At 42.0% G+C, this 11,795-nt stretch carries 18 protein-coding genes; 3 read left to right on the top strand and 15 right to left on the bottom strand.

Annotated features, from left to right (window positions below; genetic code table 11):
• Positions 1 to 121: 121 nt before the first annotated feature.
• Genes IGI88_RS10175 through IGI88_RS10140 form a run of 8 tightly spaced genes read right to left on the bottom strand, consistent with a single transcriptional unit; the run spans position 122 to position 2,555 of the window.
• Positions 122 to 259 (bottom strand): hypothetical protein, encoded by a 138-nt coding sequence (locus IGI88_RS10175; protein WP_429960407.1) that lies wholly within the window; start codon positions 257 to 259, stop codon positions 122 to 124.
• Positions 256 to 378, bottom strand: a complete 123-nt coding sequence (locus IGI88_RS10170) for a hypothetical protein (RefSeq protein ID WP_255324147.1) — start codon at positions 376 to 378, stop codon at positions 256 to 258. The genes IGI88_RS10175 and IGI88_RS10170 overlap by 4 nt, the downstream gene beginning before the upstream one ends.
• Positions 379 to 384: 6 nt before the next feature.
• Positions 385 to 606, bottom strand: coding sequence for a hypothetical protein (locus IGI88_RS10165; RefSeq protein ID WP_429960406.1), 222 nt, complete (start codon positions 604 to 606; stop codon positions 385 to 387).
• Positions 606 to 1,037 carry a hypothetical protein gene (locus IGI88_RS10160; protein WP_429960405.1) on the bottom strand — a complete coding sequence of 144 codons (432 nt, stop codon included), beginning with the start codon at positions 1,035 to 1,037 and terminating at the stop codon, positions 606 to 608. Before IGI88_RS10160 ends, IGI88_RS10165 begins: the two co-directional genes overlap by 1 nt.
• A 40-nt stretch (positions 1,038 to 1,077) precedes the next feature.
• Positions 1,078 to 1,281, bottom strand: a complete 204-nt coding sequence (locus IGI88_RS10155; RefSeq protein WP_429960404.1) for a hypothetical protein — start codon at positions 1,279 to 1,281, stop codon at positions 1,078 to 1,080.
• A gap of 30 nt (positions 1,282 to 1,311) precedes the next feature.
• A complete protein-coding gene (locus IGI88_RS10150; protein WP_413132687.1) occupies positions 1,312 to 2,055 on the bottom strand; it encodes a phage antirepressor KilAC domain-containing protein in 744 nt (247 codons plus the stop codon).
• A 17-nt stretch (positions 2,056 to 2,072) separates the two neighbouring features.
• The gene (locus IGI88_RS10145) at positions 2,073 to 2,315 is read right to left on the bottom strand and encodes a 23S rRNA (cytosine(1962)-C(5))-methyltransferase RlmI (RefSeq protein WP_010747471.1); all 243 of its coding nucleotides are present in this window, start codon (positions 2,313 to 2,315) and stop codon (positions 2,073 to 2,075) included.
• Positions 2,316 to 2,360: 45 nt separating this feature from the next.
• Positions 2,361 to 2,555 carry a helix-turn-helix transcriptional regulator gene (locus IGI88_RS10140; protein WP_034695685.1) on the bottom strand — a complete coding sequence of 65 codons (195 nt, stop codon included), beginning with the start codon at positions 2,553 to 2,555 and terminating at the stop codon, positions 2,361 to 2,363.
• Between the two features lie 150 nt (positions 2,556 to 2,705).
• Between IGI88_RS10140 and IGI88_RS10135 the strand changes: the two genes are divergently transcribed.
• Together IGI88_RS10135 and IGI88_RS10130 are read left to right on the top strand one after the other, a co-directional pair.
• A complete protein-coding gene (locus IGI88_RS10135) occupies positions 2,706 to 3,344 on the top strand; it encodes a LexA family protein (RefSeq protein ID WP_429960403.1) in 639 nt (212 codons plus the stop codon).
• Positions 3,345 to 3,445: 101 nt separating this feature from the next.
• Positions 3,446 to 4,573, top strand: coding sequence for a tyrosine-type recombinase/integrase (locus IGI88_RS10130; RefSeq protein WP_429960402.1), 1,128 nt, complete (start codon positions 3,446 to 3,448; stop codon positions 4,571 to 4,573).
• A gap of 85 nt (positions 4,574 to 4,658) precedes the next feature.
• Here IGI88_RS10130 and glnA read toward each other — a convergent pair whose 3' ends face one another.
• The 6 genes from glnA to IGI88_RS10100 all read right to left on the bottom strand — a co-directional run bounded on the left by glnA (position 4,659) and on the right by IGI88_RS10100 (position 10,372).
• Entirely contained in the window at positions 4,659 to 5,999 is a 1,341-nt protein-coding gene (gene glnA, locus IGI88_RS10125; RefSeq protein ID WP_005225167.1) for a type I glutamate--ammonia ligase, read from the bottom strand.
• Between the two features lie 59 nt (positions 6,000 to 6,058).
• The gene (locus IGI88_RS10120) at positions 6,059 to 6,439 is read right to left on the bottom strand and encodes a MerR family transcriptional regulator (RefSeq protein WP_005225166.1); all 381 of its coding nucleotides are present in this window, start codon (positions 6,437 to 6,439) and stop codon (positions 6,059 to 6,061) included.
• A 288-nt stretch (positions 6,440 to 6,727) separates the two neighbouring features.
• Complete coding sequence (hflX, locus tag IGI88_RS10115) at positions 6,728 to 7,972, bottom strand: GTPase HflX (RefSeq protein WP_005225165.1); 1,245 nt, start codon at positions 7,970 to 7,972, stop codon at positions 6,728 to 6,730.
• On the bottom strand, positions 7,969 to 8,886 hold the full coding sequence (gene miaA, locus IGI88_RS10110) for a tRNA (adenosine(37)-N6)-dimethylallyltransferase MiaA (protein WP_016611941.1): 918 nt from the start codon (positions 8,884 to 8,886) through the stop codon (positions 7,969 to 7,971). Before miaA ends, hflX begins: the two co-directional genes overlap by 4 nt.
• Positions 8,883 to 9,632, bottom strand: coding sequence for a glycerophosphodiester phosphodiesterase (locus IGI88_RS10105; protein WP_086299151.1), 750 nt, complete (start codon positions 9,630 to 9,632; stop codon positions 8,883 to 8,885). The genes miaA and IGI88_RS10105 overlap by 4 nt, the downstream gene beginning before the upstream one ends.
• 221 nt (positions 9,633 to 9,853) lie before the next feature.
• A complete protein-coding gene (locus IGI88_RS10100) occupies positions 9,854 to 10,372 on the bottom strand; it encodes a hypothetical protein (RefSeq protein WP_008377057.1) in 519 nt (172 codons plus the stop codon).
• A 175-nt stretch (positions 10,373 to 10,547) separates the two neighbouring features.
• Here IGI88_RS10100 and clpP point away from each other — a divergent pair, with 175 nt between their 5' ends.
• Positions 10,548 to 11,138 (top strand): ATP-dependent Clp endopeptidase proteolytic subunit ClpP, encoded by a 591-nt coding sequence (gene clpP / locus IGI88_RS10095; RefSeq protein WP_005225161.1) that lies wholly within the window; start codon positions 10,548 to 10,550, stop codon positions 11,136 to 11,138.
• Between the two features lie 60 nt (positions 11,139 to 11,198).
• Here the strand turns inward: clpP and IGI88_RS10090 are convergent, their stop codons facing one another.
• Positions 11,199 to 11,792 (bottom strand): gamma carbonic anhydrase family protein, encoded by a 594-nt coding sequence (locus IGI88_RS10090; RefSeq protein ID WP_016611938.1) that lies wholly within the window; start codon positions 11,790 to 11,792, stop codon positions 11,199 to 11,201.
• Positions 11,793 to 11,795: the final 3 nt, after the last annotated feature.

Below are 11,795 nucleotides of genomic sequence, written 5' to 3'. Positions count from 1 at the left end.
GCCGGCTAGTCGGTCTTTTTGTCGTTCAATATTCTGCCTTGACTGAATCAAAGGCTTGTTATGCTTGTACCAGCGATCAGCAATGACTTTGCCTATACGTAGCGCTTCAACTCTGGTCATACTACTTAACCCCCATGATCCAAATCAGAGTTAACAAAAGTACGATGTTTAACCCAATGCTCAAATATGAAATCGCTTGAAGTTGTCTTGCTTTGTAAAAGTGATTACTATTTAGACTGGCTAACCATTTTTTATTCATGCTGACTCCTCCTTGAAGTAACGATCGATCAAAGCAAGCGCTTCTTCTTTTGTTGAGACGGTATGCTGCATTTTTGATCCGCTATCTTCCTCAACTGATATAGTGATTCTTTTAATCATTTTTAGTCATCCTTTCTCAACGTTTGCTTTAGATGCTCGAATCATTTTTAAATCAAAAGGCGCTCCTTCGGATACCGACTCATAAACCGAATAGAACCTCATGTGACGTAAGATAGCTTTTGCAATTTCTAGGTCACTAGCCGTATCAGTGAATCTAGTCCAAAGGGAAAGCTCAACCTTTAAACCACCAACGGTTAATCGATATCTGTTTTTAGGTTTTCTTGCCATTATTTCCCCAACTCCCCTACTTTTTGATCCGTATACTGCCGTAATTCGCTCACACGTTGTTCTAGCTGTTCCTTGTCGTTCTGCACTGTGTTCAGCTGTTGGCGCAAGCTATCGGCTTCCTGTTGCTTTGTAGCGATCTCCTGTTGCTTTTGTTCGATCTCGCGTTGTTTAGCTTCAATTTCCTTCTGCTTGTCCGATTTGATTTGCTCAATCTCGGCTTTCAGCTGATCCTGCGTGCGAGTGTTGTTAGATAGCTGTGATTCGAGTTCTGACACACGTTGCGATTTCGTTTGTCCGTATTGTAGGACTGTGTTGAAATTTGCTTTGATCGTGTCCAAATCCTGAAATGCGTTGCTTGCTGCGTAGCCGATAACTCCGCTACCTAGTGCTAGTCCGATGATTGCTGCTGTTTTTGCTAGTTTGTTTTTCAATGTGTTTGCTCCTTTATAGTTTTCTTAACATCAAATTGCCTTAGCAAAAGTCGTCCCTTAGATCAAGTATTTCTTCCACTTCGAAAAGCGTGTCTATATGTTGATTCATACCGCATTCAAGCGACTTTGCTCTTGATTTATCACCCGCATCCAAACACTTACCAATTTCGATATCTGCTTTTTCAAGCTCATCAATGGCTGCTTGGTAAATTTCCGCCAATTCAACAAACGTTTTATTTTTCATGCCGACTCCTCCTTCCGTGTGGGGTTATTTTTAATCCAGTAGATCCATTTGAGGATAGTAACCCTCTGCAGTTAATAAGTTGTAAATGAAGACACGACCTTTTTGCGTCCATTTAGTATTCATCACAACTTTTACTCCGCCATCAGCTTTTGGAATCTCGCTTGTGTGCGATTTTGTGTATCCTTGGTTCATATGTTTGCGGTACAGAATCCATTGACCACTGACTTTATGTTGAACACCTAACTCATTAAGCAGTTTATTGAGTGCGATTGCCGACATTCCGTAATCTGCTGCGATTTGAGACGTTGCTACTGTATCGGTTGATGACAGGATCATGTCTAGGTAACTGATTTTTGGTTCGTATTCAGCAATCTGCTGTTCGAGCAGTTGATTCTTTTCTTCTAGGTCAGCTGCTAGTCGCAATGCCTGAGCGAAACTTTGAGGGACGTTTGTGTAGCTTCCTGTTTTTCTGATTGTTGGAAGGACTTCACTTGTTACCCAACGTTTGAACTTTCTTGCATTTGGTAGCTTGGATTTAAGTATCAAGCTGTACAGCCCCGATTCGTTGATGATCGTCATCTCTCTTGATTGACCTGAGGTCGTGATTCGCGACCCCGTTTTATCTTCCGAATCCACGTGTCGTGACAAGGCATCTTTAGTGTTCGAATATCCTAAAACTCTTGCTACATCTTTACCTACAAAATATGGTTCGTCATTTACTAAGATTGTCCGAACTTCATTTTGTTCGAAATTAAAAATTTGTGGTGTATTCATTTAATGCTCCTCCTTCTCTATCGTTTGTATTTGTTCGATGTTCTCCAGACCAAGAATTCATCAAATAATTTAATGTTGATAATTGGCAGATTAGAAGTGACTAATCTATATCCATCTTTAAAGTCTTTGTGTTCCTTAAATTCCCTGAGTAACTTTTGAAACAATGATTTATGGTTTTGATAGCCAAAGTAGATAACCGCTTCGTCCTTAGCCATCCACGCTTGTTTTACTTCAATTGTTCTCGCCAATGTTACTTGCATATTCTCACCTCTTCCGTACTTAAAGTGCGGTATGATGCAAAAAAATTAAATGCGGATTAGATCTGCATCAATCTTGAACACATACGCTAAAGCAAAAACAGTAAGTGGTTTGATTGGAACTTTATTATTTTCCCAATCAGAAATAGTCTTTGATGTCACCCCTAATTTTTGCGCCAACGCTTCTTGAGTGTAACCAGCATCAATTCTGAATGATCTCACAGACATTTGTTTATCCCCCATTGTAAATCACCTCCAACTTCTCTGTGAGTTAAATATACCGCACTAAAAGTACGGTGTCAACACTTAAAGTAAATTATTTTTAATAAAAGTTATTTACAATACATCACTTTAAGTGTAGAATGAATACATAAATCAGAGGAGTTATATAGAATGAAAAAATTACAAACGGCAAAAGAACAAAGAGAAATATTAGCAAATAATCTCAATTCCCTATTGCGTAGTAAAGGGAAAACTCAGGCTGATGTAATTCGTGAGTTGGGCGTAGCTGAGGCAACAGTGCGTAGTTGGTTTAACGGAGAGAAGTATCCTAGAATTGATAAATTGCAAATGTTGGCTGATTATTTTAACGTTCCGCGTTCTAGAATAACCGAAGAACAAACTGGCGTTTTACAAAGAGTATCAAGCATAGTGAAAATTCCAATACTTGGGACGATTACTTGCGGCGAGCCTATTTTAGCTGAAGAAAACTTTGATGGTTATAGAGAAGAAATAGGTGATTTCCTTCCTACTGGGGAATTGTTTTTCTTAAAAACAAAAGGAGATAGTATGGTTCCGACAGTTCCAGTTGGTAGTTACGTATTAATTAGAAAACAAGAGAGTGTGGAAGATGGTGAAATTGCCGCTGTTAGGGTAAACGGTGACGAAGAAGCTACGTTGAAACGCATTAAACGTCAAGGGAACATTGTCATGTTAGTCGCAGATAACAAGGAATACGATCCCTATATAATTACAGAAGATAATCCTGCGACAATTATCGGGAAAGCTGTAAAGATAAGTATCGACTTATAAAAAAACACGCCCTTCTATCTTGGCGGACGAGGGCGTGTATTGCAATAAACTAATAGGCTTATTTGCTATGCCTATTTTATCATGAAATAGGAGTGAATGTCATGTGGATAGAGAAATTACCAAATGGTAAGTATAAATATTTCGAGAGATACCAAGACCCGTACACTGAGAAATTGAAGAGGGTATCAATAACGTTAAATTCCAAATCTAACCAAGCAAAAAAACAAGCAATCTTAGAGTTGCAAGAAAAGATTGAAAAGGCAACTAACCAATCAACGCAGAAATCTTTACGTTTTGGAGAGGCTGTTGATATTTTCCTGATAGTTTATAAAAGAAAAGTAAAGTCATCCTCTTTTGTTTCTTTCAAATCTACTGAAAAAAAAATTAGGTCAGTAATAGGTGAAGAAATTATTATCAAAAATATCGACACAAAATTTCTCAGAATGAAACTTGAGCATATGTTTTATGTTGAAAAATATTCTTTTAATTACGTGAAGAGGGTCAAAGCACTGATAATAGCAATTTTAGAAAATGCAAAAGAAGAAGGATACAGTATAGACATACCTAAGTTTAGGTTGAATTTAAAAAAAGAGCAGACAGGCCCTGCGGAAAAGTACCTCGAACATCATGAAGTTAGAAAGATAATCAATGAACTTTCTTCTTACGCTAAAAATGTAAGGAAAGCCTACATGGTCGAATTCATGGTGCTAACGGGTTTGCGATATGGAGAACTAATCGCTCTAAGGGAAGAGGATTTATTCGGCGGATATATTAAAGTAACAGGAACAATCGATTTCAGAAGCGGTCATTATTCTGAAGTAATTAGAACATCTCCAAAAACGAGCGCAGCCTACAGAAATGTATCATTACCAAATAGAGCAATTGACATAATAATTACCGTTCTCCAAGAAAATGAAATATTTAAAACTACTCCAGAGTACAATGATCAAGGATATATTTTCACTAATAAAAAAGGCAACCCTATAGATTATCGTACATTCGCCCCAACTCTTAAAAGAGCTGCAAGAGTTTGTATAGACAAACCCGTGACTAGCCATTGGTTAAGACACACTCATATTTCAATTCTTGCTGAAATGAACGTGCCAATAAAAACAGTAATGGATCGTGTTGGACATACAGACGAATCAACAACCATACGAATCTATACGCATGTAACTAACAAAATGCAAACAAATTTAATTGACCAACTCAATACGGTAAATATTTAAAAGTGCCCCTTTTCTGCCCCTTGATTAAATATGTAGCAATAAAAAAACCGCTAGATTGTTTATCTCTAGCGGTTTTCTCTCGATTTTAGTACAACTCCAAGTATTGTTCTCTTTCCCACTCGGAGACTGTTTGGCGGAAGGCTGCCCATTCTAATCGTTTTGCTTCGACAAAGTTGGCATAGATGTGTTTGCCTAAAGCATCGATCATCACTTGATCTTTGCGCAATGCTTTGATGGCATTGTGGATCGTTGATGGCAGATCTTCGATTTGTGCTTCTGCACGTTCTGTTTCGTTCATGATGTAGATGTTGCGGTCGACTGCTGGTGGTGGTGTCAACTCACGTCTAACGCCATCAAGTCCTGCTTGCAGTAAAACAGCCATTGCTAAGTATGGGTTGGCTGATGGGTCAACCGAACGCAATTCCAAACGCGTTGACAAGCCTCTTGATTCTGGTACCCGAATCAATGGTGAACGGTTGCGTCCTGACCATGCCACGTATACAGGCGCTTCGTAACCTGGCACTAAGCGTTTGTAGGAGTTGACGGTTGGGTTGCAGACAGCTGTGTAAGCACGGGCGTGTTCGATCAAACCGCCTAAGAAGTGATACGCTGTTTGGCTTAATTGCATTGGCCCTTCTTCATCAAAGAAGACATTTTCATCGCCTTTGAACAAGGACATGTTGCAGTGCATGCCTGAACCGTTGATGCCGAATAATGGTTTTGGCATGAAGGTTGCATGCAAGCCGTGTTTACGAGCAATAGTTTTCACGACAAGTTTGAAGGTTTGGATGTTGTCACATGCTTCCACTGCATCCGCATATTTAAAATCGATCTCGTGTTGCCCTGGTGCTACCTCATGGTGAGACGCTTCAACTTCAAAGCCAAGGCTTTCTAATTCTAATACGATATCGCGACGGCAGTTTTCCCCTAGATCGGTTGGGGCAAAATCGAAGTAGCCGCCTTTGTCGTTTAATTCCGTTGTGATTTCGCCTGCTTCATCTAATTTGAATAGGAAAAATTCTGGTTCTGGTCCAAGATTGAAAGAAGTAAAGCCAAGGGATTGCATGTCCGCTAATGCCCGTTTTAAGTTGCCGCGAGGGTCGCCTGCAAATGGGGTGCCATCTGGATTGTAGATATCACAGATCAAACGAGCCACTTTGCCATGTTCACTTTCCCAAGGGAAGATCATCCATGTCGACAAATCAGGATACAGATACATGTCACTTTCTTCAATACGGACAAATCCTTCAATAGAAGAACCGTCAAACATCATTTTGTTTTCCAGTACTTTATCTAATTGACTTACAGGTACTTCAACGTTCTTGTTTGTTCCTAAAATATCAGTAAACATCAAGCGTAAAAAGCGCACGTTCTCATCCTTTACGATTTGTTTGATGTCTTCGGCAGTTCTTTCAAATTTTGGCATAGTATCCCTTCCTTTTTCCCAATTCTTTTTTTATATCACAGCAATGATCTACAAGTGTTCTACATTCGTGGACCTTTTTGCTGGTATGGCTGTTGTTGATTCAATCCACCTTGAGCCAAGAGTTCATCATAAAAAATTCGACGAACATCTTCATCGGTCAGCGGCGGTTTGTTCTTCGCTTCTTTTTCTTTGGCAACTTTCATTTCATAAACTCGTTTGATCCCAGCCATGTTCAGTCCATCGGAAAGATAGTCTTTGATCTCTAGCAAGGTATCAATATCATTCAGCGAATACATGCGTCGATTGCCATCGCTGCGTTCCGGGTGGATCAATTCTTGTTCTTCGTAATAACGAATTTGACGGGCGGTGAGATCGGTCAATTTCATGACTGTTCCGATAGGAAAGACTGACATTGAGCGCCGCAATTCTTTTTCCCGCATAACTTGGCTCCCCTCCGTTTCAATGATGCTGCGTAACTTTATGGAAACTATACCAATTCTTTTTTTGCGTGTCAACCCCTCATGTTAGAAAAAGTGACATGAATGCAAATTTTTTTGATTTTTTCATTAGGTCCTTGATTTGATCGTATGTTCAAGCAGTTGTTTTTATGGAATAAATGGTGCTTTAGCCAAAAATGTTCGGTTTTTGCGTTCAAAGCAAGCCAAACCACTTATACTTCATAATTTTGTCACGACAAAAAAACGGTGCATCGGTTGCACCGTTTCTGCTTATTCCTGTTCTTGCGCCATTCTGCGTAGTGGATAGGTATCCTCAAGCGCAAATCCTTTGATATGATAGGTCTGTGTTGCTTCATCGAAGGCATTGCTCAAAACTAGTGACTCCCGTTTTAAACGATTCAGCGCATTGCCTTCATCGGCTTGCAGAACCAGATGATAAGGCTGCATGATCTGCATCAACTCCATTTTGATCGCCTGAGTCAAGCGTTCTTTGCCTTTGGTACTCTTTGCCGAAATCAAGACGTTGGGAAAGAGCGTTGGGACAAACTGATCGGCGTCGATGCGATCCGCCTTATTATAGACCGTCAACATCGGTAATTGGGTCAAAGAAAGTTCTTCCATTAACTTCAAGACGGTCTCCTCTTGCTGAACCCGTTCTTCGGAACTGGCATCGACGACATGCAGCAAGAAGTCCATGTTTTGACTTTCTTCCAGTGTGGAATGAAACGCATCGATCAATTGGGTCGGCAATTCTTGGATAAAGCCAACCGTATCGGTAATGGTGACTTCAAATCCTTCCGGCATCCGCCAGCGTTTCGTCAACGGATCGAGTGTTGCGAACAGCTGGTCTTGTTCATACGTATCCGCACTGGTCAAAATATTTAAAATAGTTGATTTTCCGGCATTGGTATAACCAATCAAGCCCATTTGAAAGACTTGGCTGTCTTTGCGCTTTTGGCGTGTCCGGTCTCGATGGGCGGCCACTTCCTTCAATTCCCGTTTGATGATGGTGATGCGGTTGCGGATGTGTCGACGATCGGTCTCCAGCTTGGTTTCCCCTGGCCCTCTCGTTCCGATTCCGCCCCCCAGCCGAGACATGTTCTTTCCTTGCCCTATCAAACGTGGAAGCAAATAATCCAGCTGCGCCAATTCTACTTGCAGCTTTCCTTCTTTGGAACGGGCACGCATCGCAAAAATATCGAGGATCAGCTGGACGCGATCAATCACTGGCACTTCTAGCGCATCACCGATCAACTGGCTTTGCCTTGGTGTCAGTTCATGATTGAAGATCACTAGATCTGCTTCATGTGCTTCTGCCAACTGCTGCAATTCCGCAACTTTCCCCTTGCCAATCACGGTTTGTCGATCGACTTGCTGCCGTTTTTGCACCAGTGAAAAAACAACTTCACCATTGGCGGTTTTTGTTAAGCTTTTCAATTCTTTCATTGACGAATCAAAATGAAGATAGTTTTTCTCCGTTTCTACTCCGACAAGAATCACACGTTCTTGGCTCATCTTTTCTCCTCCAACCATTGGTTGATTTCTGTTTCAAGGGTACGTTGTTCTTCAGGTTGTCTCACTAAATCAATCCATCGGGGCTGTGCTCGGTTATTGAACCACGTCAGCTGCCGCTTGGCATAGCGGCGTGAGTTTTGCTTGATTTGCTCAATTGTTTCATCCAATGTGGCCTGCCCGTGAAAATAGGGCAAAAATTCCTTGTAGCCGATCCCTTTGGCGGCTTGCGTTTCTGGATACTGCAAAACAGCTTTTGCTTCTTCGATCAAACCTTGATCCATCATTAAGTCCACTCGCTGATTGATTCGCTGGTATAACAATTCTCGCTCAGTGGTTAAACCGATCATGAAGAAATCGTACAAAACTTGCGGTGTTTCTTTTGGTGCAGCAATACTTTCGCCAGTCATTTCAAAAACCTCCAACGCACGAATCACTTTCCGCTCATTGTTGTAGTGGATCTTCGCTGCTGCCAAGGGATCGACCGCCTGCAGCTTTTGCCATAGAGCTTCTTTGCCGATGGCTGCTGCTTCTTGTTCATAGCGCTGACGAATCGTTGAGTCGCCTTCTTCTGCCCCTAAACGAAAGTCATACAAAAGCGCTTGGATGTATAGCCCTGTCCCCCCCACAATGATCGGCAGTTTTCCTTGCTGCTGGATCGTCTCAATGGCCTCACGCCCCATTTGCTGGAAATCAGCCGCAGAATACGTTTCCGTCATTGCACGAATATCGATCAAATGATGAGGAATCCCTGCCATTTCTTCCTTCGTCACTTTGGCGGTACCGATATCTAATTGTCGATAAATTTGCATGGAATCCCCGCTGATGATCTCCCCATGGTATTTTTGAGCTAATTGGATACTCAAGGCGGTTTTACCGACTGCGGTCGGTCCCACGATCACTAAGACTTTTTTCATCCTTTTGTTTCCTCGCGGACCTGCTGCACAATTGCCCGAGCGTTTTCTGGAAAATCGGTGATGATCCCGGTCAACCCCAAAGCCAAGCAGGTGCGAATCGCCGCTTCTTCATTGACAGTCCACGGACGGATCGCAATCGGAAAATCAGTCAAGACCGTTGCTGTCTCTTGGACCCAGCGATAGGCCGGATGAATTCCTTCGATATACGGTCGGCTGAGCGCCAACGGTGGTTTGTCTTCCCCGCGTCCCATAATAAAATCAAGGATCGCATCCGGTTCGATCGCATGCATCCGATCCAAAGTCTCGATATTAAAGGAACAATACCAATGAGTAAAAGGCCATTCTTGGCTATTCAATAAATCGGATACTTTGGCTTCGATTTCTTCATACTCATAATGATCGGTTTTTAATTCGATCGTCAAAATGCCACGATAATTCTTCGCTGCAAGTAAATCCAACACTTCTTTTAGCGTGGGGACTTTGGCGGCTTGGAATTCCTCAGAAAACCAGCTGCCGGCATTGAGTTCTTTTAGTTCAGCAACCGTCAGGTCACAGATCCGACCTTTGCCGTTGGTCGTTCGATCAACCGTTTCATCATGCATGACGATCAAGCCGCCATCTTTTGATAGATGTACATCTAACTCAATGATATCAGCTTTGACCCGCACCGCTTCCGCGAATGCCGGTAGCGTGTTTTCAGGTCGGTTGCCGCTACTCCCGCGGTGGGCAACGATTTGTACCATCATTCTTTCACTCCATTCTCACTCTTTATTTTACCATGGAATCTGCTAGAACCAAAAAGCCTCTGTTTGTTTTGATCCTTTTAAGGGGACAGCGCTTTGTTTCGGTCAAAGAAAAACACTCTTACTATGATCGCAGTAAGAGTGTGTGTGATCAGTTGAAAAAGTGCAATCGTCGATACTATGGTTTGGTTACCTTAACCAAGGCGACCGACTGACCAGAAGAATCAAATCGTTTTTGAAAAATAGGTCAACGGTTCGCTCGTCATGTTTTTCATTTGGTTTTTACGCTCATTGACCATTTCAACCAATTGATCAAGGAAATTTTCCATAATGATCCGACCGCCTTTATACGTATACCCACCGATCTTAACGGTTTCCTCTGGCGACAAAATCACCCGACGTGTCCCGATTTTTTTGAAAAATTCTTCCAAGAAAAAATTCGGTAGATAAAAACTGTTTTGCGCCGCAAAAGATTGTAGATAGGCAAAATCATCGATGGTGATATAACAGTCGTCAAAGGCATCAAAGCTGACATACTCATCCATCAGCATGACCCGTTTTTGTAGAATCTCACTGATTTTTTGATTCAATAAAACCAGCGTTTCGATTTCTTTGACTTTATGCTCCAACAAACGGCGTTGTTTTTCTTTTTGTTCCTCATACCGTATGCGTAAATTAAAAATGATGGTTACTAACAATGCGCCCACTAAGACGCCAATCAAACCTGCTATTGCTACTGCCATTCTTCGATCCTTCCTCATTCCTTTTTTAATATTGTATCATATTTGAAAGTTTCGCAAAAAAGATAACGAACTTTTTATTTGACCTTTCTTGACCTAATCGGTATACTATCTCTTAGATATTGCGAAAACTTTATGCTAAACTATATCTATAACGATTTTTAGGAGGACTATCACTATGAATTTAATTCCTACTGTCATTGAACAATCATCTCGCGGTGAAAGAGCGTATGACATCTATTCTCGTCTATTAAAAGACCGGATCATTATGTTGAGTGGTCAAGTAACCGATGACTTAGCAAACTCGATCATTGCTCAGCTTTTATTCTTAGACGCGCAAGATTCTGAAAAAGACATCTACTTGTACATCAACTCGCCTGGCGGAAGCGTTACTGCTGGTCTAGCGATCTTTGATACCATGAACTTTATCAAAGCCGATGTCCAAACCATCGTTATGGGGATGGCTGCTTCTATGGGTTCATTCTTATTGACCGCTGGTGAAAAAGGCAAACGCTTTGCGTTACCAAATGCCGAAATCATGATTCACCAACCATTAGGTGGCGCACAAGGTCAAGCAACTGAGATTGAAATTGCTGCCCGCCACATTTTGGCAACCCGCGAACGTCTGAACAAAATCTTGTCAGAACGTACTGGTCAACCAATCGAAGTGATTGAACGCGATACCGATCGCGACAACTTCATGACCGCACAAGAAGCCAAAGACTACGGCTTGATCGACGAGATCATGGAATCAAACAAATTGAAATAAGCTTGCATAAAAAGGTGTACGAAGCAATTCGTACACCTTTTTGCGTCTTTTGGTTCATCGTCAGACTTCGCCATATTGGCCTTGTTGGTAAGCATGCCCATTTTCCACGTAATGCGTGATGTTTGCCTGATTTTTGGCGATCTCTTCTTCTGTCAACGGGCGGATCACTCGTGCCGGACGACCAAACGCCAACACATTAGGAGGAATGACGGTTCCTTCCGTCACTAACGAACCGGCACCTAACAAACTATTTTCGCCGATCACGGCATGATTCAAAACGATCGAGCTCATGCCGACCAGCGCCCCTTTTTTGATGGTACAGCCATGGAGCATACACTGATGCCCAACAGTCACATCGTCTTCAACGATCGTCGGGGCATCGTGATCAACGTGGATGATCGTTCCATCTTGAATATTGGTACGCGCGCCGATTTCGATTCGATTGGCATCGCCTCGAATCACTGCTTGAAACCAGACCGTACTATCTTTTCCTAGAGTCACGTTTCCTACGATCGTCGCATTTTTTGCCACAAAACAAGGTGTCGCTTGCGGCGAGGCGGGCGAAACTGTTTTTTGGGTTTCATTCCCTGATTGTTCTTTGTCCATCAACTTCTCCTTCCAATCCATAAACGGATCTGCGCTTTCTTTTTTCACTAT

The organism is Enterococcus sp. AZ179 (genome assembly GCF_050498885.1).
In the GTDB taxonomy this organism is placed as follows: Bacteria; Bacillota; Bacilli; order Lactobacillales; family Enterococcaceae; genus Enterococcus_D; species Enterococcus_D entomosocium.
Note: the sequence above shows the minus strand (reverse complement) of the source record. Positions and strands in the feature narration are given on the sequence as shown.

Bases quoted from the DNA above. Each gene is read 5' to 3' on its own strand.
- IGI88_RS10175 (WP_429960407.1), bottom strand. From the start codon at position 259: ATGAATAAAAAATGGTTAGCCAGTCTAAATAGTAATCACTTTTACAAA.
- IGI88_RS10170 (WP_255324147.1), bottom strand. From the start codon at position 378: ATGATTAAAAGAATCACTATATCAGTTGAGGAAGATAGCGGATCAAAA.
- IGI88_RS10165 (WP_429960406.1), bottom strand. From the start codon at position 606: ATGGCAAGAAAACCTAAAAACAGATATCGATTAACCGTTGGTGGTTTA.
- IGI88_RS10155 (WP_429960404.1), bottom strand. From the start codon at position 1,281: ATGAAAAATAAAACGTTTGTTGAATTGGCGGAAATTTACCAAGCAGCC.
- IGI88_RS10150 (WP_413132687.1), bottom strand. From the start codon at position 2,055: ATGAATACACCACAAATTTTTAATTTCGAACAAAATGAAGTTCGGACA.
- IGI88_RS10145 (WP_010747471.1), bottom strand. From the start codon at position 2,315: ATGCAAGTAACATTGGCGAGAACAATTGAAGTAAAACAAGCGTGGATG.
- IGI88_RS10140 (WP_034695685.1), bottom strand. From the start codon at position 2,555: ATGGGGGATAAACAAATGTCTGTGAGATCATTCAGAATTGATGCTGGT.
- IGI88_RS10135 (WP_429960403.1), top strand. From the start codon at position 2,706: ATGAAAAAATTACAAACGGCAAAAGAACAAAGAGAAATATTAGCAAAT.
- IGI88_RS10130 (WP_429960402.1), top strand. From the start codon at position 3,446: ATGTGGATAGAGAAATTACCAAATGGTAAGTATAAATATTTCGAGAGA.
- glnA (WP_005225167.1), bottom strand. From the start codon at position 5,999: ATGCCAAAATTTGAAAGAACTGCCGAAGACATCAAACAAATCGTAAAG.
- IGI88_RS10120 (WP_005225166.1), bottom strand. From the start codon at position 6,439: ATGCGGGAAAAAGAATTGCGGCGCTCAATGTCAGTCTTTCCTATCGGA.
- hflX (WP_005225165.1), bottom strand. From the start codon at position 7,972: ATGAGCCAAGAACGTGTGATTCTTGTCGGAGTAGAAACGGAGAAAAAC.
- miaA (WP_016611941.1), bottom strand. From the start codon at position 8,886: ATGAAAAAAGTCTTAGTGATCGTGGGACCGACCGCAGTCGGTAAAACC.
- IGI88_RS10105 (WP_086299151.1), bottom strand. From the start codon at position 9,632: ATGATGGTACAAATCGTTGCCCACCGCGGGAGTAGCGGCAACCGACCT.
- IGI88_RS10100 (WP_008377057.1), bottom strand. From the start codon at position 10,372: ATGGCAGTAGCAATAGCAGGTTTGATTGGCGTCTTAGTGGGCGCATTG.
- clpP (WP_005225161.1), top strand. From the start codon at position 10,548: ATGAATTTAATTCCTACTGTCATTGAACAATCATCTCGCGGTGAAAGA.